The sequence below is a fragment of the Micromonospora sp. L32 genome (assembly GCF_052068055.1).
Classification (GTDB): domain Bacteria; phylum Actinomycetota; class Actinomycetes; order Mycobacteriales; family Micromonosporaceae; genus Micromonospora; species Micromonospora purpureochromogenes.
Genome location: NZ_JBQHDD010000003.1, coordinates 78,214 through 103,577, shown reverse-complemented (window position 1 = coordinate 103,577; position 25,364 = coordinate 78,214). Strand labels below are relative to the sequence as shown.

Sequence of the window (25,364 nt, the reverse complement as noted above, 5' to 3'; positions counted from 1 at the left end):
ATTTCGTCGAACCGGTCCGCCCGCCCCGCTGATCACCAGTTCGGCTGGGCGGGCGGCGCGGGCAGCGGCACCGACGCCGGGTGGACCACGTACGTCGCCCCGCCGCTGCCGTCCTGCCAGGCCGCCTCGAAGCGCGCCCGGTCCACGGTCCGGCGCACCGACGCGTCGTCCGGCGCGTACGGGTCGTTGAGCACCGGGTCGCCGGCCTCGGTGAAGCCGACCAGCACCATCAGGTGCCCACGGGTGTCGTAGTCCAACCCGGGCACCTGGCCGGCGCGGAACGCCGCGGAGACCACCAGCGGCACGCCGGCGGCCACGAACGCCTCCGCCTCGGCCAGCGAGCGCAGCCGGGTGACGAACGCCTCCACCCCGTGCAGCCCGGCGTACGCGGTGTTGAACGCCCAGTTGCCGGCCCCGGCGTACGCGTGGTCGTAGCAGTGCCGGGCGGCGTGCACCACCACCGGGCGGGGGCCGGGCGGCTCGACCCAGGCGTACCGCTCGGCCGGCGGCCCGGCGCCCCAGAAGGCCAGCACCATGGACATGCAGGTGGGGCTGCACCAGGAGTCCCCGCCGCCGCCCCAGCGCGACTCGCCCCCGATGGCGTGCCGGCGCTGGGAGTAGCGGGGCACGGCCAGCACCACGCCCCGCGCGCCGGCCACACCCGCGCGCGCCGCCGGCCCGTGAGCCGTCGCGCCGGCGGTCGGCCCGGTCGCTGGAGGGCGGGCCGGCGCCGAGGCAACCGCGCCCACCGTGCGCAGCACCGGGCCGGTCGTCGCGCCCACCGGGCGCAGCAGGGTCACCCGGACCTGCCAGCCGGTCACCGTGGCCTCGCCGACCACCAGCGTGTCGGTGTCCACCCGGGCGTCGGGGTCCCGCTGGCCCGGCACCGAGGTGCGGCGTACCGGCTCCTCGCCCTCCGCCCAGCGGGCCAGCGTGTACCAGCCGGTGGTCGGGGCGTCCGCATGCCAGCCGCGCAGCTCCACCTCGACCCAGCAGCCGGGCGGCGTCCGGGCCGTCCAGGACGGCACCAGCTCCGCGACGGCGAAGCCGGCCGGCACCGGGGGAGAGGTCCAGCTCCCGACCTCGTACGTCCCGCCGTCGTGCGCGCGCCGGTCGACCGGGTCGGTCAGCTCCAGCCCGCCGACGTGCGACCGGACGCCGACGCCGGTGCCGAGGCGCGCCTCGACGGCGAGGCGGAAGCCCCGGTAGGCGATGTCCCGCCCGGTCGGTGTCGCGGTCACGGCCCGTCCCCCTGTAGATCAGCGCCAAAAGCATCCCGTACCCCGGAGGTTTCCTGCAACGACCCGGGCCGGCGGTGACGCCGGTTTGGCGGCCGGCACTAGGTTGTCGGGCAGGTCGGCGAGGAGGTCGGGATGCGGGTGCTGGTGGTCGAGGACGAGCGGAATCTCGCCGACGCGATCGCGCGCGGGCTGCGCAAGCGCGGCATGGCGGTCGACGTGGCGTACGACGGCGACACCGGCCACGAGGCCGCCTTCGTCACCCGGTACGACGTGGTGGTCCTCGACCGGGACCTGCCCGGCGTGCACGGCGACCAGATCTGCGCCGACCTGGCCGCCTCCGGCACCCTGACCCGGGTGCTGATGCTGACCGCCAGCGACAGCGTCGCCGACCGGGTGGAGGGGCTCGGCCTGGGCGCCGACGACTACCTGCCCAAGCCGTTCGCCTTCGACGAACTCGTCGCCCGGGTGCAGGCGCTCGGCCGGCGGGCCACCCCGGCCGCCCCGCCGGTGCTGGAGGTCGGCGACGTGGTGATCGACCCGGCCCGCCGGGTGGTCACCCGGGGCGGGGCGCCGGTCGACCTGACCAACAAGGAGTTCGGCGTCCTCTGCGAGCTGGTCAAGGCGCGCGGCGCGGTGGTCTCCAGCGAGGAGCTGCTGGAGCGGGTCTGGGACGCCAACACCGACCCGTTCACCACCATCGTCCGGGTGACCGTGATGACCCTGCGCAAGAAACTCGGCGACCCGCCACTGATCGAGACGGTCGTCGGCGCTGGCTACCGGACGGCCGAGGTGAGCGCGTGACCCGGCGGCTGCGTCCGACCCTGCGGCTGCGGCTGACCCTGCTCAACGGGGTGCTGCTGGTCGGCGCCGGGGCGGTCCTGGTGGTACTGGCCTGGCTGCTGGTCCGCGACGCGCTGCGGCCGAGCGACGAGCTGCGGCCGGGCACCACCGTGCTGCTGGCCGACGGCCGGTCGCTGGACGCCGCCGACTGGCAGCGCCAGCTCGTCGACGCCGCCTCGCAGGAGCTGCTGCTCAAGGGGCTCGTCGCGCTGCTGGCGATCAGCGTGGTCGGGGTGGCCGGGGCCTACCTGGTGGCCGGCCGGGCGCTGCGCCCGTTGCACCAGGTCACCGCCACCGCGCAGCGGCTCGGCGAGGCCACCCTCGACCAGCGGATCGGCTGGTCCGGGGCGGACGACGAGGTGGCCGAGCTGGCGCGCACCTTCGACGCGATGCTCGACCGGATCGCCGCCGCGTTCGAGTCGCAGAAACGCTTCGTGGCCAACGCCTCGCACGAGCTGCGCACGCCGCTGGCCGTGATGCGTACCGAGATCGACGTGACGCTCAGCGACGACGACGCGGACACCGCCGAGTACCGCCGGATGGCCACCGTGGTGCGCGACGCCTCGGAGCGGGCCAACGGACTGGTGGACGCGCTGCTGGTGCTGGCCCGCAGCGAGGCGCAGACCGGCCGCCGGCTGGCCCGGCGTACCGAGTGCGACCTCGCCACCGGCACCGCCAACGCGCTGTCCGCGATGGCCCGGGAGGTGGAGCGGATCGGGCTGCGCGTGCAGACCTCGCTGCGGCCCGCCCCGGTGGTCGGCGACCCGGGGCTGCTGGACCGGCTGGCCGGCAACCTGATCGAGAACGCGGTCCGCTACAACCACCTGCACGGGCGGCTCTGGGTGCGCACCGACTCCGACGGGCGGACGTCCCGGCTGGTGGTGGGGAACACCGGGTTCGAGGTGGACCAGGCCGACGTGCCGGGGCTGTTCGAGCCGTTCCGGCGGGGCGGACGGGAACGGACCGGGGCGCGCGGCTCCGGGCTGGGGCTCTCCATCGTCCGGGCGGTCTGCGACGCGCACGGGGGCACCGTGACGGTGCTCGCCCGCCCCGGTGGCGGCCTGGAGGTGACCGTCGCGCTGCCGGCCGCCGACGTCGACTGCCCGGCGACCCCGGCCCGCTCCGGCGGCGCCGCGCCGGCCCTCCGGTCGGAGCCGCACCGGAGGCGGTGACGCCGGCCCGCCCGGGCGTCCGTACGCTGCCCAGGTGCTCGCCGCCTTCGTACCCATCTGGGTGCTCACCGGGCTCGGCTGGCTGACCGGACGACGCGGACTGCTGGGCGGTGCGGCCGAGCGGGTGCTCGGCGGCTTCGTCTTCCACCTGGCGATGCCCGCCGCGCTGTTCACCGCGCTGTCCCGCACCGAGCTGGACGTGCGCCTGCCCGCACTTGGCGCCTTCGCGGCGAGCACCGCCGCCACCATGGCGCTGGCGTTCGTCCTCTGCGCGGTGACTCGCCGCCGTGCGGGCGGCGAGGCGACGATCGGGGCGATGGCGGCCGGCTACGTCAACTCGGCAAACCTGGGCATCCCGGTGGCGCTGCAGGTGCTGGGCGACGCCACCTTCCTCACCGGGGTGCTGCTCTTCCAGGTGCTGGTGGTCACCCCGGTGGTGCTGGTCCTGCTGGACCGGTCCGCCGGGTGGGCGTGGCGGCCCGGGCGGCTGCTGACCCTGCCGCTACGCAATCCGGTGATCGCGGGGCCGGCCCTGGGCGCGCTCTGCGCGGCCCTGCACTGGCGGCCGCCGGAGCTGATCGGCGCTCCGCTCGCCCTGCTCGGCGCCGCGGCCGTGCCGACCGCGCTGGTCACGCTCGGCCTCTCGCTCACCGCCGGCTCGCGCGCCGCCGGGCCGCCTGCCGGCGACCGGCCGGTTCCCCACGCCGGACCGCCCGTCGGCACGGGACCGCACGCGGCCGGCCCCCCGGCCTCCGGCGGTGTCGCCGCCACCGGCGCCGTCGTGGCAGTGCGTGCGGCGCCGGCGGTCGACGGCGCGGCGGGCAGCACCGTCGGCGAGGTCACCGAGGGCGTCCCGGCGGCCGGCGGTCGGTCGCGCGGGGGCGGCGCGAAGATGGAGGTGGCCCTGCTCTCCGGCCTGAAGCTGCTGGTCCAACCGATGATCGCCTGGTCGGTCGGGCGGCTGGTCGGGGTCGCCGGCACGGACCTGCTGGCCCTGGTGGTCTGCGCCGCGCTGCCCACCGCCCAGAACACCTACATCTTCGCCCGCGAGTACGGGCGGGCCGAGGTGGTTGCCCGGGAGACGGTGGTGGTGACCACCGCGTGCGCGATGGGGACGCTGGCGCTGATCGGCGCGCTGCTGGGCTGACCCGGGTTGTCAGCCCCGGGCCGGGATGACAAGATCGTCGCGTCGGCCCGACGGGCGGAAGGGGGTGCGCAGATGTCCATCACGATCAATGCCGCGCCCCACCCCGTTCACCGCTGACATTCCACGCACCCGGGGCGCGTCCATCCACTGCGGAGGAACACCGTGAGTGCACGGATCCACAACATCGGCATCGACTGCCGCGACACGTACGCCCTGGCCGGATTCTGGGCCCAGGTCTTCGAGTGCCCCCGCCAGCCGGACGACTTCCCCGGCGACCCGGAGGCGATGCTGCTGCCCCCGGGCGGGCCGGAGGTGCTCTTCCTGGCCGTGCCCGACGAGAAGGTGGTGAAGAACCGCCTGCACCTCGACCTCGAGCCCACCGACCGGACCCGGGACGAGGAGGTGCAGCGCCTGCTCGGCATCGGCGCGGTCCAGGTCGCCGACCACCGCCGACCGGACGGCTCCGGCTGGGTGGTGCTGGCCGACCCGGAAGGTAACGAGTTCTGCGTGCTGCGCAGCGCCGCCGAGCGGGCCGCCACGGCCGGCTGAGCCGACGAAGGCCCCGTCCACCTCGGTGGACGGGGCCTTCCTCAGGTCGTACGGGTCAGGACTTCTGCTCGATCTGCCCGCGCATGGTGGGCAGTTCGGCGGCGGCCTCGTCACCGGACTTGAAGTAGACGATGATCATGCCCAGGCTGCCCTTGTCGCTCCACACGCAGACGCCGAGCGGCACGTTGGCGGCCTCGGCGTCGCCGCACTTGGCCTCCCCGCCCAGCGGTCCGGCGTCGACCTTCTTCATCTCGCCGAGCTGCACGTCGCTCTGGCCGGCGCCCTTGATGGTGTCGTCCATCGTCTTGGTCGGGTTGGTGTTCAGGCCGGAGGCGGCGGCGATCATCACCAGGTTCTTCTTGGCCGCCGTGCCGTAGAACGCGCCGACCGTGCTGGTGGCGTCCGGAAGGGAGCTCTTCAGCTCCGTCTCGAGCTGCTTGGCGCCGTTGAGCAGGGCCGGGTCGGTCGACTTGGCTCGACCGGCGAGCGTCGCCGGGGCGACCACCCGGGTCTTGGTGGCGTCGACGGTCTCCTTGACCTCGTCCTTGACCGCGAAGAACGTGATCGCGGCGCCGCCCAGGCAGAGCACCAGCACCACGGCGAGCGAGATCAGCACGATCTTGCCGACGTTGGACTTCTTCTTGGCCGGCGGCAGGCTCGGGTCGCCGTACGGCTGGCCGCCCTGGGCCGGGAAGGCGCCCTGCTGCTGCGGTGCCGGGTAACCGCCCTGCTGCTGCGGCGGCGGGTAGCCGCCGGGCTGCTGCTGCGGCGGGGGATAGCCGCCGGGCTGCTGCGGTGCCGGGTAGCCGCCCGGCTGCTGCGGCGGCGGGTACGAGCCGTAGGGCGCGCCGCTTCCCGGCTGCGACTGATAGGGATCGGACGGCGGCTGCGACATGAGGTCAGCTCCAGATCGTCAGGTGAGGACGCGTGATATTAGCCAGCCCGCCCGGCACCCGCTGCCCCGTCCGCACCGGGCACGACCGGTCGGTCCAGGATCGACGGTCACGGTGGCCGGTACCGCCCGGACGGGGCGTCCGGCCACCGTGACCTGCGCTTTCCGTCTCAGGAGCGCTTCTCGACCTGACCCCGGATGGTGGCGAACTCGGCCTTGGCCTTGGTCGCCGAAGAGAAGAACATCACGATCAGGCCGACGCTGCCCTCGTCGGCCCAGGTGCACACCCCGAGCGCGATGCCGGAGCTCTTGCCGGCGCCGCACTTGGCCACGCCGCCGAGCGGGCCGGGGTTGACCGTGGACATCTTCTTGACCGCCAGCGACGAGGACAGCCCGGCGACGGCGTCGTCCAGCTCCTTCTCGGGGAAGAGCACCGGGCCGGAGGCGCCGGCCACCATCACCAGGTTGCGCTTGCCGGCGCTGCCGTAGAAGGCGCCGACCGCGCCGGTCTCGTTGCGTACCCCGGACTTCATGTCCCGGACCATCTCGTCGGCGATCCGGCGCAGCTGCGGCTCGGTGTTCCTCGGCCGGCCGGCCAGCGTCTTCGGCGTGACCAGCCGGATGTCCGGGGCCGGCTCGGCCTCCTCCGACGGGCTCGGCTCGGGGGCCGCCGTGGTCGGGGCGGCGGAGACGCCGGGGCTGGAGCTGGCCTTCGGGTCCGGGTCGTCGTCGGAGAGCGCGACGTAGGCCAGGCCGCCGCCGCCCGCGCAGAGCACCAGCAGCCCGGCGAGGACCAGCGACAGGATCAGACCGAGCCGGGACTTCTTCGCCGGCGGCGCCGGCGGCAGGCCGTACGCCGGGGCGCCGGCGAAGCCGTCCGGCTGCCCGCCCGGGTACCCGCCCGGCTGCGCAGGCGGGTGGACCCCCGCCTGCCCCGACTGGTACGCGGGGTACGGCTGGGTGGGCTGCGGATCGGCCGGCCGGCCGTACGGCTGGGTGGCGTCGGGGTGGCCGCCCTGCTGCGGCACGTGCGGCCAGGCCTGGGTCGGCCCGGTGCCCGGGGGCGCTGGTGGCTGGTGCGGAGGCGGGTACGAGCCGGGCTCCGGCTGCGTGGACCAGGGGTCGACCGGCGGTGTGGACATGCATCAGCTCCAGGCGAGGGTGAGAACGCGTGATGTTAGCGAGCCGTGGACCGGCCGCGCTGCCCCGTCCGAGTCTGACCGGGCCGGGCAAGTGGCGCGCGGGGCCAGCCCGTGCCGGTGCCCCAGACGCGATCGCGGTGGCCGGCGACGCCCTGTGACGGGCGTGCCGACCACCGCGATCGCGGTGCAGCGGGAGGGATCAGCCGCGCAGGCTGGCGACCCCGCGCGGCAGGAACCGCTTGCCGGTGACCTTCTCGGAGGTGCCGGTTCGGTCCAGGTACGGCGTGACGCCACCCAGGTGGAACGGCCAGCCGGCGCCGAGGATCATGCACAGGTCGATGTCCTGCGCCTCGGCGACGACGCCCTCGTCGAGCATCAGCCGGATCTCCTGCGCCAGCGCGTCCAGCGCGTTCTGGCGTACCTGCTCGGCGGTCAGCGGCTGGTCGCCGACCACGAGCAGCTTGGCGACCTCGTCGTTGATCTGGTCGTCGACCACGATCGGCTGGCCGGAGTCGGCGATCCGCTTGAGGTTCTCGCTGACGCCGAACCGGTCCGGGAAGGCGGCGTGCAGGGTGCCGCCCACGTGGTACGCCACGGCCGGCCCGACCAGCTGGAGCAGGGCGAGCGGGCGCATCGGCAGACCCAGCGGGTCCAGCGCGCTGTTCGCCACGTCCAGCGGGGTGCCCGCGTCGACGGCGGCGAAGACCGTGCCGAGGAAGCGGGTGAGCAGCCGGTTGACCACGAACGCCGGGGCGTCGGAGACCAGCACGGAGGACTTCCGGAGCTGCTTGCCGACCGCGAACGCGGTGGCCAGCGTGGCGTCGTCGGTCCGCCCGCCGCGGACGATCTCCAGCAGCGGCAGCACCGCGACCGGGTTGAAGAAGTGGAAGCCGACGACCCGCTCGGGGTGCTCCAGCTCCTCGGCCATCGCGGTGATCGACAGCGACGAGGTGTTGGTGGCGAGCACCGCCTCCGGCTTGACGATCTTCTCCAGCTCGGCCCAGACCTGCTTCTTGACGTTCAGGTCCTCGAAGACCGCCTCGATGACGAAGTCGGCGTCGGCGAAGACGCCCTTGTCGACCGAGCCGCTGACCAGGCCGTACAGCTTGGCGGCGGTGCCCTTGTCCATCCGGCCCTTACTGACGGCCTTCTCGATCTGGGTGTGCACGTAGCCGACGCCCTTGTCCACCCGGGCCTGGTCCAGGTCGGTCATGACGACCGGCACCTGGAGGCGGCGGGCGAAGAGCAGGGCGAGCTGGCTGGCCATCAGGCCGGCGCCCACGATGCCCACCTTGGTGACCGGCCGGGCCAGGCCCTTGTCCGGCGCGCCGGCCGGCCGCTTGGCCCGCCGCTGCACCAGGTCGAAGGCGTACAGGCCGCTGCGCAGCTCCTCGGAGAAGACCAGGTCGGCCAGCGCCTCGTCCTCGGCGGCGGTGCCGGTGGCGAAGTCGGCGTCCTTCGCCGTCTCCAGCAGGTCCAGCGCCTTGTACGCGGCCGGGACCGCGCCGTGCAGCCGCTGGTCCAGGGTCTGCCGGGCGAAGTAGAGCACGCCGCCCCACATGTCCTTGTCGACCTCGGGCCGGGTCACGGTGACCTCGCCCCGCACGACGCCGGCGGCCCACTCCAGGGACCGCTCCAGGAAGTCGGCCGGCTCCAGCAGTACGTCCGCGATGCCCATCTCGGCAGCCTGCTTCGGCTTGAGCATCTTGTTCTGCATCAGCGGGTTCTGGATGATCACCTGGGTCGCCGCCGGGATGCCGATCAGGTTCGGCAGCAGCTGGGTGCCGCCCCAGCCGGGGACCAGGCCGAGCGAGACCTCGGGCAGCGCCAGCGCCGCCGCGCCGCCGGAGAGGGTCCGGTAGTGGCAGTGCAGGGCCAGCTCCAGGCCGCCGCCCATCGCCGCGCCGTTGACGAAGGCGAAGGTCGGGATCGGGCTGTCCTTGAGCCGGGCGAAGACCCGGTGGCCGAGCCGGCCGATCTCCAGCGCCTGCTCGCGGTCGGCCAGCGCCGGCAGGCCGACGATGTCGGCGCCGACGCAGAAGATGTACGGCTTGCCGGTGACCGCGATGAACGCCGGGTCGGCGGCCAGCGCGGCGGTGATCGCCTCGTCCAGGCTGGTCAGACCGGCCGGGCCGAAGGTGTTCGGCTTGGTGTGGTCGAAGCCGTTGTCGAGGGTGATCAGGGCGGCCGGCTTGTCCAGCCCCGGCACTCGTACCGCGCGCAGCAGCGCCTTGGTGACGACCTCGTTCGGTGCGGCGAGCGCGCTCACTTGTTGCCCTCCCAGTGCGGGTTCTCCCAGATCACGGTGCCGCCCATGCCGATGCCGATGCACATGGCGGTGAGGCCGTAGCGGACCTCGGGGTGCTCGGCGAACTGGCGGGCCAGCTGGGTCATCAGCCGTACGCCGGAGGACGCGAGCGGGTGGCCGATGGCGATCGCCCCGCCCCACGGGTTGACCCGCGGGTCGTCGTCGGCGATGTCGAAGTGGTCGAGGAAGGCGAGCACCTGCACGGCGAACGCCTCGTTCAGCTCGAACAGGCCGATGTCGTCGATGGTGAGGCCGGCGATGCGCAGCGCCTTCTCCGTCGAGGGGATCGGGCCGACGCCCATCACCTCGGGCTCGACGCCCACGAAGCCGTACGACACCAGGCGCATGGCGATCGGCAGGCCCAGCCCGCGGGCGGTGGCTTCGTCGGCGAGCAGGCTGGCGGTGGCGCCGTCGTTCAGGCCGGCCGCGTTGCCCGCGGTGACCTTGCCGTGCGGGCGGAACGGGGTCTTCAGGGTGGCGAGCTTCTCCAGCGAGGTCTCCCGGGGAGCCTCGTCGGTGGTGGCCAGGCCCCAGCCGCCGTCTTCGTCGCGGATCGCGACCGGCACCAGGTCGTCCTGGAGCTTGCCGTTGGCGTACGCCTTGGCGGTCTTCTGCTGCGAGGCGAGCGCGAACGCGTCGGTGCGCTCCTTGGTGATGTGCGGGACCCGGTCGTGCAGGTTCTCCGCGGTGGCGCCCATGACCAGGGCGGACGGGTCGACCAGCTTCTCCGCGATGATCCGCGGGTTGGGGTCGACGCCCTCGCCCATCGGGTGCCGGCCCATGTGCTCGACGCCGCCGGCGATGGCGATGTCGTACGCGCCCATGGCGATGCCGCCGGCCACGGCGGTGACGGCGGTCATCGCGCCGGCGCACATCCGGTCGATGGCGAAGCCGGGCACGGTCTTGGGCAGGCCGGACAGCAGGGCGGCGGTGCGGCCGATGGTCAGACCCTGGTCACCGATCTGGGTCGTGGCGGCGATGGCGACTTCCTCGACCCGCTCCGGCGGCAGCTGCGGGTTCCGGCGCAGCAGCTCGCGGATGCAGCGGATCACCAGGTCGTCGGCGCGGGTGTTGGCGTACATGCCACCCGCCTTGCCGAACGGGGTACGGACGCCGTCGACGAAGACGACATCCCGAACTTCACGGGGCACTTGGAGCCTCCTCTTCGACCATGATTCGGCCTTCGCGCCGCTAGGCGGCGCTACGGACCGAATGAGGGTCGGCCGGCGCGGGCGTGTTCCCCCGGATGCTACTCGCCAGTAACCAACCCCGACAGCACCCCCCGTGTGGCCCACCCCACACCCGGCCGCCCCCGCCCGAGCACCGTCGATCATGAAGTTATCGCCCCGACACGCCGAGTGGGAGGGCGACAACTTCATGATCAACGAAGGGCGGGGTGGTCAGGAGGTGGGGAGGGCCTCGGTGAGGGCGGGAACCAGGAGGGTGAGCTGCCACTCGCGGGCGCCGTAGCCGCGCAGGGTCTCGGCGACGGTGGCCTCGGTGATCTCGTCCGGGGGCACCCAGGCCAGGCGGCGTACGGAGTCGGGGGCGATCAGGTTCTCCGCGGGCAGGTTGTGCTCCGCGGCCACCCGGACCACCACCTCGCGGCAGCGGGCCAGCCGGCCGGCGGCCACCGGGTCCCGCTCCGCCCAGCGGTGCGGCGGCGGCGGACCCTCGACCGCCGGGGTGACCGGCAGCGCGTCGTCCGGCAGTTGCCGGGCGTCGTCCAGCGCCGCCAGCCAGGTGCGGGCCAGCCGGCGTACCGAACGGCCGCCGAACCCGGGCAGGGTCAGCAGCGTCCTCTCGTCCTTCGGGTCCAGCTCGGCGGCGGCGACGATCGCCGAGTCCGGCAGCACCCGACCCGGGGCGGCGTCCCGGCGGGCGGCGATCTGGTCCCGGGCGTACCACAGGGAGCGGACCCGGGCCTGGGCGCGCGCTCCCCGTACCCGGTGGATGCCGGAGGTGCGCCGCCACGGCTCGGCGCGGACCCGGGGCGGGCGGGCGCCGTTGCGGATCAGCGCGGCGAACTCCTCCGCCGCCCACTCCGACTTGCCCTGCCGCTTCAGCTCCTCGTCGAGGGCGTCGCGCAGGTCGACCAGCATCTCGACGTCCAGGGCGGCGTAGGTCAGCCAGGACTCGGGCAGCGGCCGGCTGGACCAGTCGGCCGCCGAGTGGTGCTTCTCCAGCGTGTAGCCGAGCAGCTGCTCGGTGAGGGCGGCCAGGCCGACCCGCTCGAAGTTGGCCAGCCGGGCGGCCAGCTCGGTGTCGAAGAGCCGGCGCGGGCGCAGCCCCACCTCGGCCAGACAGGCCAGGTCCTGGCTGGCGGCGTGCAGCACCCACTCCGCCCCGCCGATCGCCTCGTCGAGCGCGGTCAGGTCGGGCAGCGGCAGCGGGTCGATCAACGCCGTCCCGGCGCCCTCCCGGCGCAGCTGCACCAGGTAGGCGCGCTGGCTGTAGCGGTAGCCGGAGGCGCGTTCGGCGTCCAGGGCCACCGGGCCGTCGCCCGCGGCGAAGCGGGCCACGACCTCGTCGAGTTCGCTCGGGGTGGCCACCGGCTGGGGCGTGCCGTCGCGGGGAGCGGTCAGCGGAACGGGTCCGCCGTTGGGCTGGTCGGTCCCCACGTCCTCCGGCTCCGGCGCGGCCGAGGGCTGGTCGTCTCCCGTACGGCTTTCGGCGGCCCGACGGCGCAGGGGTGGTTCGTCGGTCACCTGACAACCCTAGTGCGCCGCGCGATCCGGTGTGTGCAGCCGGTCCGGCGTGTGTCGGCGAAGCGGCCGGACGGTGTCGCGAAAGGCCGGACAACGGGGGAGACAAAGCGCGTACGCGCAGGTACGGTCCATCGGGCGTCGCGCCGGTCGAAGTGCCCGAGGTGGCGCCACACGGGGGCGACGGGAAGGGCGGGGGCCACCATGACGACTGGGTACGGGCCGGGCGGCGGGACACCGACGCAGGGCACGGAAGAGCGCGGGCCGCAGGCGGCCGGCGACGACCGCCCCGGACCGCTGGCACCCCGGATCGAGCGGCCCTGGCCGTCGGCGTACCCGCCGCCGAGCGCACCCGGCCAGCCGACCCCGCCGTCGGCGTCCGGCGCCGAGCATCCCGGCCTCGCGGGGCAGCCGACCATCGACATCGCGCCGGCCGGGGCCCACCCGCAGCCCACCGGCACCTGGTCCCCGCCGCCGCAGCCCGGCCCGTGGGGCGCTGCGGCGCCCGCCGCGCCGGCCTACCCGGGCGCACCCGGGCCGTTCCCCGGTACGCCGGCTCTCGGCCCCTTCCCGCCCGGGGGGATGCCGCCGCCCGGCCCGTCGGCGCCGCACCGGGGGCGTGGGCTCACCGTGGCCGCCCTCGTGCTCGCGGGCGTGCTGGCGGTGGTCACGGGGGTCCAGGCGTACCAGATCGACCGGCTCTCCGACCGCGTCGCCGCCACCGACGGTCGGCTCGCCGCGGCGCGGGAGGGCGCCGAGGTCCGGCTCGACGGCCTCGAGCAGCGGGCCGGGGCGCTGGAGAAGCAGGCGGGCGCCGCCTTTAACCCGGAGGCCATCGCCAGCGCCGTGCTGCCCAGCGTCTTCCGCGTCCGGGCGGGCCAGTTCACCGGCACCGCCTTCGTCGTCGGCAAGCCCGCCGCCGGGGGCGCGGCGAACCTCTTCACCAACTTCCACGTGGTGGAGTCGGTCTGGGAGGGCGGCGGTCGGCAGGTCTTCCTGGAGCGGACCGACCAGCGCTTCCCGGCCACCATCGTCAAGGTCGACAAGGACAACGACATCGCCCATCTGCGGGCCACCGGCAGGTTCAGCGGCCTGACCACCGCGCCCAGCCCGGTGAAGTCCGGGCAGCAGATCGTCGTGGTCGGCGCCCCGCTCGGGCTGGCGGACAGCGTCACCACCGGTGTGGTGAGCGCCTTCCGCAAGAACGAGGACGGCCCCGGACAGGTGATCCAGTTCGACGCCCCGATCAATCCCGGCAACTCGGGCGGGCCGGTGATCAACGGCGCGAAACAGGTCGTCGGCATCGCCACGGCCAAGGCCCGCGACGCCGAGGGCATCGGGCTCGCCGTGCCGATCAAGACCGCCTGCGACGGATTCCGGATCTGCTGATCCCCGCCCCGGGTCGGCGCTGCGCCCGGCTCCGGCCGGTGTCCACCGACCGCCCCTCCTTCCCGCCGACCGTTCCCGGCCGGCCCCGCCGACACCCTGTCGGCCATCGACCCAGCTCATCCCCGGTCCGTCGCGGCGCATCGCGGCGGACCAGTCACCTGGAGGAAGAACAGATGTCCCAGCCACCGACCGGGCCGGAGGGCTTCCGGCCGGCGTACCCGCCGCAGCCGCCGACCGTCCCCGGTCAGCAGCCGCCGGCGGCCCCCCATGCCGCCGCCGCGCCGAGCGCGCCGCACCCGGGCGGGCCGGTCTCCGCGCCCCCGGTCCCCGGCCAGTACGCGCCCGCCCCGCCGGTCTCCGGGCCCGTGTACGGCCAGCCGATGTCGGCTCCGCCGGTCTCCGGGCCCGCGTACGGGCAGCCGATGTCGGCTCCGCCGGTCTCCGGGCCCGTGTACGGGCAGCCGATGTCCGCCCCGCCGGTGTCGGGGCCCGTGTACGGGCAGCCGATGTCCGCCCCGCCCGGATCGGCGCCCCCGTTCGGCGTGCCCGCCCCGGGTGCCGGCAAGGGCCGGACGGTGCTGATCCTGGCCCTCGTTGCCGGGCTGCTCTTCGTGCTGAGCGGCGTGATGACCGGCCTGTTCGTCGTGAAGAGCAGCGAGCTGGCCAGCACCGAGCGGCGGCTGTCGGGTCAGGTGAGCGAGCGGGACGGCACCATCGCCGCCAACACCAAGGAGATGGAGAAGCTCCGGGTCGACCTGCAGAGCGCCCAGGACAAGCTGGCGGACACCGAGCAGGACCTCACCGGCACCCGGAACGACCGGGACGAGCAGGCCCGGCAGAAGAAGGTCATCGCCACCTGCCTGGACAAGCTGACCACGGCGCTCGGCGCGGCGGCGGCCGGCAACCGCAGCGCCTTCGACAAGGCCAGCAAGGGTATGAACAAGGTCTGCGACGAGGCCGAGAACTACCTCTGAGCGTCCTCGCCAGGGGTCAGGCCGCGCCGGCCGAGCGGCGCTCGGAGAGCGCGGTCACCCCGGGCGGCGGCAGCCCCGCCGTCGAGGCGAGCAGCGCGCACCACGCCTCCAGGTGCGGGGCGAGGTCGTCGCCGAGCGGCGTCCAGGAGGCGCGGATCTCGACGTCCCCGGCGGCGGGCGGGCCGGCCAGCTCGCCGAACCGGGTCGACATCGTCTGGGTGACGGTGCCGCCGGCCGCCCGGTAGCGCGCGTCGTGCGCCTCCAGGGCGTCGACCAGCCAGGTCCAGCCCACCCCGGGCAGCAGCGGGTCGGCGGCCAGGTCGACCTCCAGCTCCGCGGTGACGTAGGTGACCAGCCGCAGGGTGCCCTGCCACGCCTCGTGACCGGCCGGGTCGTGCAGCAGGATCAGCCGCCCGGTGGCCACCTCGTCCTCGTCGCGCAGCACGGCGGCGGAGAGCGCGAAGGCGTACGGGGCGAGCCGCTGGGGGGCGCCGACCTCCTCCAGCGCGATCTCCGCCCGAGGGGTCACCGACCGCAGCCCGGCGACCGCGCGGGCGAAGGTCTCCGGGAGCGCGATCGGGGGGGCCATGACCGGCAGCCTATGCCGCGCCCCGCCCGCCCGCGCGGACGGCGCGCCGAACGCCGGGACCACGGTGGGGGGCCGCAGCGATGCGGCGCGGCGGACCGGCGGCACGGTTCCGCCCGTCCGCACCAGGGCCGGAGGGCCCGGCGGGCGCGGGTCACAAAAGCCGGCGCTGCCCGCTGGGGTCCTCCCCGCGCGTGGCACGATTGCCGCGATGACCACCGACACCACGGGCACTGCCGCCCGAGACGGAGCACCCCGCCCCGGCGGACCGGCCGACTCGCCCTTCGTCCGGGCCTGTCGCCGCGAGCCCGTCCCGCACACCCCGGTCTGGTTCATGCGCCAGGCCGGCCGGTCGCTGCCGGAGTACCGGGAGATCCGGGCCAACGTCGGGATGCTGGAGTCCTGCCGCCGCCCGGACCTGGTGGCCGAGATCACCCTCCAGCCGGTGCGCCGGCACGGGGTCGACGCGGCGATCCTGTTCAGCGACATCGTGGTGCCGGTCGCCGCGGCCGGGGTCGACCTGGACATCGTTCCGGGCACCGGGCCGGTGGTGGCCGAGCCGGTGCGCACGGCCGAGGACGTCGAGCGGATCCGCCCGATCGGCCGCGACGACGTGTCCTACGTGGACGAGGCGGTCCGGCTGCTGGTGGCCGAGTTGGGCGCCACCCCGCTGATCGGGTTCGCCGGCGCGCCGTTCACCCTCGCCAGCTACCTGGTCGAGGGCGGCCCCTCGCGGACCCACGCGAAGACCAAGGCCCTGATGTACGGCCAGCCGGAGCTCTGGCACGCGCTCTGCGCCCGCCTCGCCGAGGTGACCCTCTCCTTCCTGCGGGTGCAGATCGAGGCCGGGGTCTCCGCGGTGCAGCTCTTCGACTCCTGGGCCGGCGCGCTCTCCGAGGCCGACTACCGCCGCTACGTGCTGCCGCACTCGACGACCGTGCTGTCCGGGCTGGCCGACGCCGGCGTGCCCCGGATCCACTTCGGGGTGGGCACCGCCGAACTGCTCGGCGCGATGGGCGAGGCCGGCGCCGACGTGGTCGGCGTGGACTGGCGCACCCCGCTGGACGTCGCCACCCGCCGGATCGGCCCGGACCGGGCGGTGCAGGGCAACCTCGACCCCACCGTGCTGCTCGCCCCCTGGTCGGTGGTGGAGACCGAGGTCCGGCGAATCGTGGCGCAGGGCCGCGCGGCCCCCGGCCACGTGTTCAACCTCGGCCACGGCGTCCTGCCGGAGACCGACCCCGAGGTGCTGACCCGGGTGGTCGCGCTGGTGCACGAAGTGTCCGCGCGCCGGGCCGAGCAGGGCTGAGGCGTCGTGTCGCGGCCGTGGCGGGTGGCGGTGGTCGGCGGCGGGATCGCCGGGCTGGCCGCCGCCGTCCGGTTGCGCGACCGCGCCCCCGCCGGCACCGAGATCACCGTGTACGAGCAGTCCGGCGCGCTCGGCGGCAAGCTGCGCACCGGTGAGCTGGCCGGGCAGCCGGTCGAGTTCGGCGCCGAGTCGTTCCTGATGCGCGACCCGGCCGGCGGGGAGTCCGCCGCCGTCACGCTGATCCGCCGGCTCGGCCTGGCGGAGAGGATCGTCCACCCCACCGTCGGGCAGGCCGCGCTCGCCGTCGACGGCGGGCTGCGCCCGGTGCCGGGCGGCACGCTGGTGGGCGTACCCGGGGATCTGGAGCGGGTGGCGACGGTCGCCCGGCCGGCGGCGGACGCCGACCGCGACGGCGGCCGGCCGCTGCTCGGGCCGGACGAGGACGTCGCGGTCGGGACGCTGGTCCGGGCCCGCCTCGGGGACGAGGTGGTGGACCGGCTGGTCGACCCGATGCTCGGCGGCGTCTACGCCGGCCGGGCCGACGACCTGTCGCTGGTCACCACGATGCCGGCGCTGGCCCGCGCGGCCCGCGTCGAGCACACCCTCACCGGGGCGGTCCGCGCCGCCCAGGCCGCCGCGCCGCGCGCGCCGGGCGCGCCGGTCTTCGGCACCCTGGCCGGCGGGCTCTCCACGCTGGTCGAGGCCGCGGCGACGGCCAGCGGCGCGACCGTCCGGCTCCACGCCGCGGTCCGCGAGCTGACGCCCACCTCCGAGGGTTGGCGGCTGACCGTCGGCCCGACCCGCGACCCGGAGCTGGTCGAGGCGGACGCGGTGGTGCTCGCCCTGCCGGCCCGGCCCGCCGCCCGGCTGCTCGCCCCGGTCACCTCCGAGGTGGCCACGACGATCGGCGGGCTCGACTACGCCAGCGTCGCGCTGGTCACCCTGGCCCTGCCCGACCCGGAGCTGCCGGCGCTCTCCGGCTTCCTGGTGCCGGCCACCGAGGGCCTGCTGATCAAGGCGTCCACGTTCTTCACCATTAAGTGGGGGCACCTGGCCCGGCCGGACGGGATCGCCCTGGTCCGGGCCTCCGTGGGCCGGTACGGCGACGAGACGTCCCTGCACCTGGCGGACCCCGACCTGGTGGCCACCGTGCACCGGGAACTGTCCGGCGTGCTCGGGGTGGCGCTGCCCGCGCCGCTCGCCAGCCACGTGCAGCGCTGGGGCGGGGCGCTGCCGCAGTACGCCCCGGGTCACGGCGACCGGGTCGCCGCCGCCCGGACGGCGCTGCGCGCGGCCCACCCGACGCTGGTCCTGGCCGGCGCCGGCCTCGACGGGGTCGGCATTCCGGTCTGCGTCCGCTCCGGCGAGACGGCGGCCGGAGAGATCATCGAAGCACTGGGAGGATCGGGTTCATGACCGAGCAGACCAACGCGGCGCGGCTCAAGGAGCTCAACGCGAGCATCCGCTACACCATGTGGTCGGTGTTCCGGGCGACCAGCCCGTTGCCGGCCCTGCGGGAGAACGTCACCGGCGAGGTCGAGGCGCTCTTCGAGGAGCTGGCCGGCAAGGACGTCGTGGTCCGTGGCCTGTACGACGTGGCCGGCCTGCGCGCCGACGCCGACCTGCTGATCTGGTGGCACTCCTCCTCCAGCGACGCCCTCCAGGACGCCTACCTGCGGTTCCGCCGGACCACCCTGGGTCGGGCGCTCACCCCGGTGTGGTCGCAGATGGCCCTGCACCGGCCGGCGGAGTTCAACAAGAGCCACATCCCGGCGTTCCTCGCCAACGAGGAGCCCCGCCCCTACCTCTGCGTCTACCCGTTCGTCCGCTCGTACGAGTGGTACCTGCTGCCCGACGCCGAGCGGCGCGAGATGCTGGCCGAGCACGGCAAGATGGCGCGCGGCTACCCCGACGTCCGGGCCAACACAGTCGCCTCGTTCGCCCTCGGCGACTACGAGTGGATGCTCGCCTTCGAGGCCGACGAGCTGCACCGGATCGTCGACCTGATGCGCGACCTGCGCGGCTCCGGCGCCCGCCGGCACGTCCGCGAGGAGGTCCCGTTCTACACCGGTCGGCGCCGCTCGGTCGCCGACATCGTCAACTGCCTGGTGTGACGGGCTCGCCGGGATTGCGCACCCCCGGTAACGTGTCAGATCCACCACGGTAACTGTCGCTGCCGTGCGGATCCGTCTGGAGGCCCGGTGTCGCAGCTCGTCGAGTTCCCGCTGGACGGCGGTGGCGCGGTCCGGGTCGAGATCGCCGACGAGGAGGGCGTGGTCCCGGTCGGCCGGGCCGGCGAGGTGGTGGCGCGGGCGCACCAGACGCTGGAGTCCGCCCTGACCCAGCTGCGGCCGGTGACCGACGCCGTGCTGCGGAACCTGCGCGACGCCGCCGAGCCGCCGGACCGGGTCTGCGTGGAGTTCGGCGTGAAGCTGGCGGCCAAGGGCGGGCTCGTCGTGGCCAGCGGCACCTCGGAAGCCAACCTCAAGGTGCAGCTCGAATGGAACCGCGCCGACCCCGCCGCCTGAGCCGGCGGCGCCGGACCACCGCGTGATGCCCGGCGCGACGGAGCGTCCACCGCAGCGGCCCGCGCGCCCCGTACCCGGCGAGGCGACGCTCGCGGTGGCGGCCGTGCACGACCGGGCCGGGAACGTCGTCGGCGCGGCCTTCCTGATCGACTCCGCCCGCCTGCTGACCTGCGCCCACGTCGTGCAGGCGGCGCTGGGCCCGGAACCGGTGGCGCCCGGGCCGGCCGACGCCGTCGTGGTGTCGGTGAGCTTCCCCCTGGTGGCGCCGGGCCGCCGCCTCGCCGCGCTGGTCCTGCCGCAGCACTGGCAGCCGGGGCGGCCGGACGGCTCGGGCGACTACGCCGTCCTCCAGCTCGTCGCGCCGGCGCCGGTCGGGGCCCGGCCGGTCCGGCTGGCCCGCCCCGGCCAGGCCGGCACCCGGGACCGGGTCTGCCGGGTCTTCGGCTTCCCCCGCGCGCTGCCCGAGGGCCGCTGGTTCGAGGGGTGGGTGGTCGGGCCGATCGGCGGCGGCTGGATCCAGCTCGCCAACCGCAGCGACTCCGGCTACCAGATCGAGCCCGGATTCTCCGGCGCGCCGGTGTGGGACAGCCGGCTGCGCTGCGTCATCGGCATGATCGTCGCGGTCGACCAGGTGGTCCGGCCGCAGCCGGCCCGCCCGGCCGCCTTCATGATCCCGATCCGCCGGCTGCCGGTGCCCGACCAGTACGGCCGGCCCCGGGTGCTGCCCCGCTGGCGACAGCCGTTCAGCCGGTGGCGCACCGGTCCCGCCCCGGCCGCCGCCCGCTGGTCGCCGCGAATCCGGGCCCGGGTGGCGGCGCTCCTGGTGGTGCTGCTGGCGGTGGGTCTCGCCGCCGTGCCCGAGCCGCTGGGCGGTTGCGCCGGACCGGTCGAGCTGCGGGTCGCCGCCGCCCCGGACGACCTGGTGACCTACCAGGCGGTGGCCGCCGCGTACGAGTCATGGACGGCGGCCCGCGCCGGGGGCTGCCGGACGACCAACGTCTTCGTCTACCCCGCCGCGCCGCGCGAGGTGGCGCAGGGTCTCCAACTCGGCTGGGCGGAGTCCGCCGGCCGGCCGGCGATCGAGGGGGACCCGGGGATGCCGGGCTGGTACCCGGCCGACGTCGGGCCGCGCCCGGACGCCTGGTTGCCGGGCGCCGAGATGCCGTCCCAGCAGGTGCTGAACCTGACCACCGTCCGGGACTACCTGACGGTGGCCCGCTCGCCGCTGGTGCTGGCGGTGCCGCGCGCCCTCGTCGACCCCGCCCGCGACGACGCCGACCGGCAGCGTTCGCTGTCCTGGCCCGAGCTGTTCGCCAAGGCCAGCCGGGGCCCGGGGGAGGCCCCGACGGTTACCGCCTCGGGCCGGCGGGTGACCGGCACCGGGTGGCAGGTCGTCCGCCCCGATCCGGCGGTGTCCCCCGAGGCCCGGATGGTCGACGTGGCGCTGTACGACGGCGCGCCCGACACGGCGTGGATCCGCCAGCAGGTCGAGCAGCGCCTGGAGGCCGCCCAGGACGAGCGCGGCTTCCCGCTGGGCAGCATCGCCGCCGTGCTGTGCCGGCAGCGGCAGCTCGCCGCCGACCCGGCCGCCCCGGCGCCGCCCGCGGTGGTCACCACCGAGCAGGCGCTGGTCCAGTTCAACCTCGGCGAGCGGCTCGGCGACGGCTGCGTCGAGCGCGGCCGTCCCGCGCCGGGCCGGGCGCTGGTGGCCTTCTATCCGGAGCTGACCCCGGGGGTGGACCACCGCCTGGTCTTGCTGCGCTGGCCGGACTCGGTGCAGAGCCCCGCCGCCCGGGCCGCCGCGGACGACCTGCGCCGCTGGTTGACCGGGCCGGGGCGGGACGAGCTGCTGGCCCGGGGCTTCCGGGTGCCCGGCCGGGACGGGACCGGGCCGGCGCTGACCGAGGAGAACGGTGTGCTGCCGGGCTGGCTGCTGGACAACCCGCAGTGGGAACTGGTCGACGGCTCCGACGCGCTCGCCCTGAACACCGCCGACCAGCGCTACCGGGAGGCCCGGCGGCCGGCCCGGGTGCTGCTGGCGCTGGACACGTCCGGCTCGATGCTGGCGGAGGCGGGCCGGGGCACCCGGTTCGACGTGGCGGTGGACGGCATCGCCGCCTCGCTGCGCCGCCTCGGCGGCCGGGACGAGGTCGGGGTGTGGGCGTTCTCCACCGCCTACCGGGGTAACGCCGGGCGGCTGCGGGAGGTCGGGCGGGCCGACCGGGCGCGGGACGAGGCGCTGGTCGCCCGGCTGCGGCGGACCGTGCCGGCGGGGGACACGCCGCTGTACCGGACCATCGACGCCGCGATCGGCGAGGTGCGCCGGCTGGGCGGCGGCGACGACCACCTGCGGGCCGTCGTGGTGCTCACCGACGGGCGGGACACCGCCAGCGGCGGCCTGGTGCCCCGGGTCGAGGGCGACCCCCCGGTACGCCTCTACGTGATCGCCGTCGGCGAGGCGAGCTGCGACGACCGGGTGCGGACCCGCACCCTGCGACAGACCGCCCGGGCCAGCGGCGGGCAGTGCCTGCAGGCCGAGGCGAGCACCGTGGACCGGGCGCTGACCGGGCTGTTCCGTCAACTCTGGGAGAAGGGGGCCGGCCAGTGACCGACCGGAAGCCGCGCGGTGCGTCCGGGACTCCTCGTCGCCGGCGCCGGGTGCCGGCGTCGTTCCTGCTCGGGGTGGCCGTCGGCACGGTGGTCGGTGTCGTCGCCACGCTGGGCTGGTACGTCGCCACCCGGGAGGAGCCGCTGGAGCGCGGCGAGCTGGTGATTCTCAGCGGCAAGGACACCAGCTCCGGCGGGCAGCGGGAGGAGCTGGTCAAGCTCTGGAACGTGCTGCACCCGCAGAGCCCGGCCCGGATCCGGGAGGCGCCGGTCACCACCGACCAGCAGCACAGCGAGATGGTGGGGATCGCCCAGGCGCAGGCGGCGGGCGGCGGCGACGACCCGGACGACGCCGTGGACATCTACAACCTCGACGTCACCTTCACCGCGGAGTTCGCCGCCGCCGGTCACCTGCGCCCGATCGACGAGGCGCGGCTGGCCCCCGGGCACCTCGACGCGTTCGTGCCGGAGGTGCTGGACAGCTGCCGCTACCGGGGCTCGCTCTGGGCGCTGCCCTTCAACACCGACGCCGGCCTGCTCTTCTACCGGTCGGACCTGGTGACCGGCGGGACGCCGGCCGCCCCCGGCGAGGCGCCCCGCTTCGACTGGGACGCCATCATCGACCGGAGCGCGGCGCTGACCGGCGCGGGCGGCGCGACGCAGCGGCCCGCCGCCGGGTACGTCGGGCAGTTCGGCCCGTATGAGGGGCTGACCGTCAACGGGATGGAACTGCTCTGGGCCGGCGGCGTCGACCGGCTCGTCGACGAGACCGAGAACCGGGTGGTCTTCCAGCGGGAGCGGTGGGAGCGCCGGCTGCGCGACGTCGCCGCGGCCCGGCGGGACGGCCTGCTGGTGGGCGACGCCTTCACCGTCCCCGGCGACGAGGCGCGCAGCCTGCGGGACTTCCAGGAGGGTCGGGCGCTGTTTATGCGCAACTGGCCGGTCAACTACCGGTCGCTGGCCGACACCGACGCGCCGGGGCCCCGGGTGCCGTTCGAGGTGACCCGGCTGCCCGGCCCGTCGGCGCTGGGTGGCCAGAACCTCGCCATCGCCAAGCAGAGCCGGCAGCCGCGCGCCGCCCAGGCGCTGATCGAGTTCCTGACCCGGGAGGAGGCCCAGCGCACGCTGTTCACGGTGGGCGGCTTCGCCCCGACCCGGACGGACGTCTACGCCGACGCGGCGCTGCGGCAGCGGTTCCCGTACCTCGCGCTGCTCGGCGAGGCGGTCCGGGAGGCCCGGGTACGGCCCCGGGTGCCGCACTACTTCCAGTTCAGCCGGGTGTTCCGGGAGGGCGTCCGGACCGCCCTGGAGGGGGACGGCACGCTGCCGGAGGACTTCGAGGCCCGGCTCAACCGGGCGCTGCGGGGTGGCTGACGGGCGGCGCTCCCCGTCGAGGCGGGACCACGACCGAGCGGCCGTGGCCCGGCTGGCAGCCGGGTCACGGCCGCTCCCAGATCAGAGCGTCGCGGTGCAGGTCGGGGTCGGGTTCGCCCCGCTGCCGGAGCCGAGGAAGCCGAAGGACGTCTTCGCCCCGGCGGCCAGTGACCCGTTGTAGCTGACGTTCCGGGCGGTGACGGTGGACCCGCTGCTCGTCACCGTCGCGTTCCACGCCTGGCTGACCTGCTGGCCGCCGGCGAACGTCCAGGTCACGGTCCAGCCCTTGACCGCGGTTGCGCCGGCGGTCACCTCCACCTCACCCTGGAATCCGCCGGACCACTGCGCGGTGACCCGGTAGCTGGCGGTGCAGGCCCCGGCCGGCGGCGGCGTCGTCGGCGGCGGGGTGGTCGGCGGCGGGGTGGTCGGCGGCGGGCTGGTGGGCGGCGGCGTCGTGGTGGGCGGCGTACCGGGCCCGCCGCCGAAGTCGACGTCGCTGCACAGGTAGTACGACTGGTCCAGGTGGCTGGCCTGCCAGATCGTGTAGACGACGTGCCGGCCGGTGCGCCCTGGCGCGTTCGCCGGCACCTGGATCGACACCCCCTGGGCCTCCGGGGTCCACTGGGCCGCCGGGGTGTTGCCGATCTGGCCGGCCAGTTCCAGGTCGCTCCAGGCCAGCGGCTTGGTCAGGGCGTTGAAGCCCTGCTTCGTCACGTACACCCGGATGTAGTCGGCGCCGTGGCTGGCCTGGTCGTACAGCTTGATTCTGAAGTTCGTCGTGGTCGGCACGGTCTTCCAGGCGCCGACCGCGTCCAGCGCGTTGTAGCGGCCGCTGGCGGTGTGCCCGGCACTGCACAACTGGCCGTCCGGGATGGCGCCCTGGTGGTTGCCGGCGACGCCCTCGCGGAACAGGCCGTTCCAGTTCCACATGGCATTCGGGTCGGCCTGCCAGGCCTGCCAGCACATCGGGTCCTCGGTGGCCATCTTCGGGTTCTGGAAGTCGCTGCCCCAGCGTTGCCAGCAGCCGTAGTTGCGCGACGCCGGGTCCACCACCGATCCGTGGGCGGAGGCGGACCGGGCCAGGGCGGTGGTGAGCAGCAGCGCGACGATCGCGCCGACGGTGAGCAGCGCCGCCACCAGTGGGGTGGGGCGTCTGCGCAGCAGGACGGACATGGAGCCTCCGGGGTCTGGAGTGTCGGTCGACGACGCCCGGACGGCCGGGAGTTGCCCCCTCCCGAACCCCTGCGTGGCTCCCGCGACGGCTCTGCCTCGCAGGCTCCCACGGGAAAACGCTATTCGTCAATGTCTCCCGGGTGACCGGGTCGGCTCTGCCGGCGCATCGGGACGTGCGGGATGCCGTCCTCGACGTACTCCGGGCCGGTCACCGCGAAGCCGTGCCGGGCGTAGAAGTCGACCAGGTAGGACTGCGCCTCCAGCACACATGGCCGGTCGCCGACCAGCCGCAGCGCCTCAATCATCAGCCGGCCGGCGTGCCCGCCGCCGCGCGCCGTCGGCGCCACCACCACCCGGCCGATCCGCGCCGAGCCGTCCGGGTCGGCCAGGATCCGCAGGTACGCCAGCACGGCGCCGTCGCGCTCCAGCCAGAGGTGCCGGGTGCCGGGCTCGACGTCCCGGCCGTCCAGCTCCGGGTACGGGCAGTGCTGCTCGACCACGAACACGTCGATGCGCAGCCGGAGCAGGTCGTGGAAGGTGCGGGCGTCCAGGTCGGCGAAGGCGGCGACCCGGACCTGGGTGGTCTGCGGCGGCATCCCGCGATGGTAGGCCGGGCGGTGGCGCGTACTCCGGAGAGCCCCGGCCCGGTGCGGGGCCGGGGCGCGCGGTCAGGCCGGGCGGGCGCCGACCGCGTCGCGGATCTCGGCGCCCTGGGCCTCCTCGGCGCGGGCGCAGTGCGCGCAGCAGAAGAACCGGCCGCCGACCTCCACGCCGTGGCCGAGGATCTTGACCTCGCAGTGCTCGCAGATCGGCGCCAGCTTCTGCGCCGCGCACTCGAAGCAGTCGAAGGTGTGCGTGTCACCGCTGACTGTGCGCACCTCGAACGCCATCCAGTACTCGTTGCCGCAGACCTCACAGGTAGCCACGATCAAAAACCCCCCGAATCAGGACATGTGACATCAGGGTGCGCCAGGGCGGGGCCGTTGGGGGCGAAATGCCGCGAGTGGATCCGGCCGGACGGCGTTTCGCCCCCGGCGTGTCGCGCGTTGGGCCTGGTGAACCGCCTCGACCCCGGAGGACCACGTGATCAAGCGCAACAAGCTCTTCGGCAACCAGACCCGGGTCACCTTCTGCCTGCCCCGGGACACCCCGCCCGGCCCGGTCAGCGTCGTCGGCTGCTTCAACGGCTGGGAGCCCGGCCGGCACGAGCTGGTCGCCCGCCGCGACGGCACCCGGACGGTGACGGTGAAGCTCGGCCCCGGCGAGTACCGCTTCCGGTACCTCGCCAGCGGGGGCGTCTGGCTGGACGACGACTCCGCCGACCGGGTCGACGAGAAGGGCAGCCTGCTGCGGCTCTGAGCGGAGGCCAGGAGCATCATGGACGTCGATGTTTTTATTGACAGGAGTCTTTACTGTTAACAAGGTTTA

The 25,364-nt window shown here is 75.0% G+C and carries 23 protein-coding genes; 13 read left to right on the top strand and 10 right to left on the bottom strand.

Features of this window, described 5'->3' with window-relative positions:
* Positions 1 to 32: 32 nt before the first annotated feature.
* Positions 33 to 1,241: a C39 family peptidase gene (locus ACTMTB_RS09385; protein WP_441144200.1), complete on the bottom strand. Its 1,209-nt coding sequence runs from the start codon at positions 1,239 to 1,241 to the stop codon at positions 33 to 35.
* Between the two features lie 132 nt (positions 1,242 to 1,373).
* Here ACTMTB_RS09385 and ACTMTB_RS09380 point away from each other — a divergent pair, with 132 nt between their 5' ends.
* From ACTMTB_RS09380 to ACTMTB_RS09365, 4 genes are all read left to right on the top strand, one after another.
* Positions 1,374 to 2,042, top strand: a complete 669-nt coding sequence (locus ACTMTB_RS09380) for a response regulator transcription factor (RefSeq protein WP_088963314.1) — start codon at positions 1,374 to 1,376, stop codon at positions 2,040 to 2,042.
* Entirely contained in the window at positions 2,039 to 3,253 is a 1,215-nt protein-coding gene (locus ACTMTB_RS09375) for a sensor histidine kinase (RefSeq protein ID WP_441144198.1), read from the top strand. The genes ACTMTB_RS09380 and ACTMTB_RS09375 overlap by 4 nt, the downstream gene beginning before the upstream one ends.
* Positions 3,254 to 3,287: 34 nt before the next feature.
* Positions 3,288 to 4,400: an AEC family transporter gene (locus ACTMTB_RS09370; RefSeq protein WP_441144196.1), complete on the top strand. Its 1,113-nt coding sequence runs from the start codon at positions 3,288 to 3,290 to the stop codon at positions 4,398 to 4,400.
* A 162-nt stretch (positions 4,401 to 4,562) separates the two neighbouring features.
* Entirely contained in the window at positions 4,563 to 4,949 is a 387-nt protein-coding gene (locus ACTMTB_RS09365) for a VOC family protein (RefSeq protein ID WP_238450131.1), read from the top strand.
* A 55-nt stretch (positions 4,950 to 5,004) separates the two neighbouring features.
* Here the strand turns inward: ACTMTB_RS09365 and ACTMTB_RS09360 are convergent, their stop codons facing one another.
* The 5 genes from ACTMTB_RS09360 to ACTMTB_RS09340 form a co-directional block, all read right to left on the bottom strand.
* Positions 5,005 to 5,844, bottom strand: a complete 840-nt coding sequence (locus tag ACTMTB_RS09360) for a hypothetical protein (RefSeq protein WP_441144194.1) — start codon at positions 5,842 to 5,844, stop codon at positions 5,005 to 5,007.
* A gap of 167 nt (positions 5,845 to 6,011) precedes the next feature.
* Complete coding sequence (locus ACTMTB_RS09355; protein ID WP_441144192.1) at positions 6,012 to 6,983, bottom strand: hypothetical protein; 972 nt, start codon at positions 6,981 to 6,983, stop codon at positions 6,012 to 6,014.
* 199 nt (positions 6,984 to 7,182) lie between these two features.
* Complete coding sequence (locus ACTMTB_RS09350; protein WP_441144190.1) at positions 7,183 to 9,252, bottom strand: 3-hydroxyacyl-CoA dehydrogenase NAD-binding domain-containing protein; 2,070 nt, start codon at positions 9,250 to 9,252, stop codon at positions 7,183 to 7,185.
* On the bottom strand, positions 9,249 to 10,442 hold the full coding sequence (locus tag ACTMTB_RS09345) for a thiolase family protein (protein WP_441144188.1): 1,194 nt from the start codon (positions 10,440 to 10,442) through the stop codon (positions 9,249 to 9,251). Before ACTMTB_RS09345 ends, ACTMTB_RS09350 begins: the two co-directional genes overlap by 4 nt.
* A gap of 249 nt (positions 10,443 to 10,691) precedes the next feature.
* Complete coding sequence (locus ACTMTB_RS09340; protein WP_441144186.1) at positions 10,692 to 11,999, bottom strand: ribonuclease D; 1,308 nt, start codon at positions 11,997 to 11,999, stop codon at positions 10,692 to 10,694.
* Positions 12,000 to 12,200: 201 nt separating this feature from the next.
* Here ACTMTB_RS09340 and ACTMTB_RS09335 point away from each other — a divergent pair, with 201 nt between their 5' ends.
* Together ACTMTB_RS09335 and ACTMTB_RS09330 are read left to right on the top strand one after the other, a co-directional pair.
* Positions 12,201 to 13,385 carry a S1C family serine protease gene (locus ACTMTB_RS09335; RefSeq protein WP_441144184.1) on the top strand — a complete coding sequence of 395 codons (1,185 nt, stop codon included), beginning with the start codon at positions 12,201 to 12,203 and terminating at the stop codon, positions 13,383 to 13,385.
* A gap of 173 nt (positions 13,386 to 13,558) precedes the next feature.
* Positions 13,559 to 14,359 (top strand): hypothetical protein, encoded by an 801-nt coding sequence (locus ACTMTB_RS09330; protein WP_441144182.1) that lies wholly within the window; start codon positions 13,559 to 13,561, stop codon positions 14,357 to 14,359.
* A gap of 16 nt (positions 14,360 to 14,375) precedes the next feature.
* On the opposite strand, the gene ACTMTB_RS09325 is transcribed toward ACTMTB_RS09330, so the two are convergent.
* Positions 14,376 to 14,948, bottom strand: a complete 573-nt coding sequence (locus tag ACTMTB_RS09325) for a DUF3000 domain-containing protein (RefSeq protein ID WP_357606506.1) — start codon at positions 14,946 to 14,948, stop codon at positions 14,376 to 14,378.
* A 208-nt stretch (positions 14,949 to 15,156) separates the two neighbouring features.
* Here ACTMTB_RS09325 and hemE point away from each other — a divergent pair, with 208 nt between their 5' ends.
* The 6 genes from hemE (at position 15,157) to ACTMTB_RS09295 (ending at position 22,763) form a co-directional block, all read left to right on the top strand.
* The gene (gene hemE / locus ACTMTB_RS09320) at positions 15,157 to 16,254 is read left to right on the top strand and encodes a uroporphyrinogen decarboxylase (RefSeq protein ID WP_441144180.1); all 1,098 of its coding nucleotides are present in this window, start codon (positions 15,157 to 15,159) and stop codon (positions 16,252 to 16,254) included.
* Between the two features lie 6 nt (positions 16,255 to 16,260).
* Positions 16,261 to 17,670, top strand: a complete 1,410-nt coding sequence (gene hemG / locus ACTMTB_RS09315; RefSeq protein ID WP_441144178.1) for a protoporphyrinogen oxidase — start codon at positions 16,261 to 16,263, stop codon at positions 17,668 to 17,670.
* A complete protein-coding gene (gene hemQ, locus ACTMTB_RS09310) occupies positions 17,667 to 18,368 on the top strand; it encodes a hydrogen peroxide-dependent heme synthase (protein WP_441144176.1) in 702 nt (233 codons plus the stop codon). The genes hemG and hemQ overlap by 4 nt, the downstream gene beginning before the upstream one ends.
* A gap of 87 nt (positions 18,369 to 18,455) precedes the next feature.
* On the top strand, positions 18,456 to 18,782 hold the full coding sequence (locus ACTMTB_RS09305) for a CU044_2847 family protein (RefSeq protein WP_211364584.1): 327 nt from the start codon (positions 18,456 to 18,458) through the stop codon (positions 18,780 to 18,782).
* Positions 18,783 to 18,807: 25 nt separating this feature from the next.
* Positions 18,808 to 21,390 (top strand): trypsin-like peptidase domain-containing protein, encoded by a 2,583-nt coding sequence (locus ACTMTB_RS09300; RefSeq protein ID WP_441144174.1) that lies wholly within the window; start codon positions 18,808 to 18,810, stop codon positions 21,388 to 21,390.
* Positions 21,387 to 22,763, top strand: a complete 1,377-nt coding sequence (locus ACTMTB_RS09295) for an extracellular solute-binding protein (protein ID WP_441144172.1) — start codon at positions 21,387 to 21,389, stop codon at positions 22,761 to 22,763. The genes ACTMTB_RS09300 and ACTMTB_RS09295 overlap by 4 nt, the downstream gene beginning before the upstream one ends.
* 81 nt (positions 22,764 to 22,844) lie before the next feature.
* On the opposite strand, the gene ACTMTB_RS09290 is transcribed toward ACTMTB_RS09295, so the two are convergent.
* The 3 genes from ACTMTB_RS09290 to ACTMTB_RS09280 all read right to left on the bottom strand — a co-directional run bounded on the left by ACTMTB_RS09290 (position 22,845) and on the right by ACTMTB_RS09280 (position 24,862).
* Positions 22,845 to 23,936 (bottom strand): lytic polysaccharide monooxygenase auxiliary activity family 9 protein, encoded by a 1,092-nt coding sequence (locus tag ACTMTB_RS09290; protein WP_441144170.1) that lies wholly within the window; start codon positions 23,934 to 23,936, stop codon positions 22,845 to 22,847.
* 119 nt (positions 23,937 to 24,055) lie between these two features.
* On the bottom strand, positions 24,056 to 24,532 hold the full coding sequence (locus ACTMTB_RS09285; protein WP_441144168.1) for a GNAT family N-acetyltransferase: 477 nt from the start codon (positions 24,530 to 24,532) through the stop codon (positions 24,056 to 24,058).
* A gap of 72 nt (positions 24,533 to 24,604) precedes the next feature.
* Positions 24,605 to 24,862: a Prokaryotic metallothionein gene (locus tag ACTMTB_RS09280; RefSeq protein ID WP_280836355.1), complete on the bottom strand. Its 258-nt coding sequence runs from the start codon at positions 24,860 to 24,862 to the stop codon at positions 24,605 to 24,607.
* A 157-nt stretch (positions 24,863 to 25,019) separates the two neighbouring features.
* Between ACTMTB_RS09280 and ACTMTB_RS09275 the strand changes: the two genes are divergently transcribed.
* Complete coding sequence (locus ACTMTB_RS09275; RefSeq protein WP_441144166.1) at positions 25,020 to 25,295, top strand: isoamylase early set domain-containing protein; 276 nt, start codon at positions 25,020 to 25,022, stop codon at positions 25,293 to 25,295.
* Positions 25,296 to 25,364 lie beyond the last annotated feature (69 nt).

Bases quoted from the DNA above. Each gene is read 5' to 3' on its own strand.
- ACTMTB_RS09380 (WP_088963314.1), top strand. From the start codon at position 1,374: ATGCGGGTGCTGGTGGTCGAGGACGAGCGGAATCTCGCCGACGCGATC.
- ACTMTB_RS09360 (WP_441144194.1), bottom strand. From the start codon at position 5,844: ATGTCGCAGCCGCCGTCCGATCCCTATCAGTCGCAGCCGGGAAGCGGC.
- ACTMTB_RS09355 (WP_441144192.1), bottom strand. From the start codon at position 6,983: ATGTCCACACCGCCGGTCGACCCCTGGTCCACGCAGCCGGAGCCCGGC.
- ACTMTB_RS09335 (WP_441144184.1), top strand. From the start codon at position 12,201: ATGACGACTGGGTACGGGCCGGGCGGCGGGACACCGACGCAGGGCACG.
- ACTMTB_RS09330 (WP_441144182.1), top strand. From the start codon at position 13,559: ATGTCCCAGCCACCGACCGGGCCGGAGGGCTTCCGGCCGGCGTACCCG.
- ACTMTB_RS09325 (WP_357606506.1), bottom strand. From the start codon at position 14,948: ATGGCCCCCCCGATCGCGCTCCCGGAGACCTTCGCCCGCGCGGTCGCC.
- hemE (WP_441144180.1), top strand. From the start codon at position 15,157: ATGACCACCGACACCACGGGCACTGCCGCCCGAGACGGAGCACCCCGC.
- hemQ (WP_441144176.1), top strand. From the start codon at position 17,667: ATGACCGAGCAGACCAACGCGGCGCGGCTCAAGGAGCTCAACGCGAGC.
- ACTMTB_RS09300 (WP_441144174.1), top strand. From the start codon at position 18,808: ATGCCCGGCGCGACGGAGCGTCCACCGCAGCGGCCCGCGCGCCCCGTA.
- ACTMTB_RS09290 (WP_441144170.1), bottom strand. From the start codon at position 23,936: ATGTCCGTCCTGCTGCGCAGACGCCCCACCCCACTGGTGGCGGCGCTG.
- ACTMTB_RS09285 (WP_441144168.1), bottom strand. From the start codon at position 24,532: ATGCCGCCGCAGACCACCCAGGTCCGGGTCGCCGCCTTCGCCGACCTG.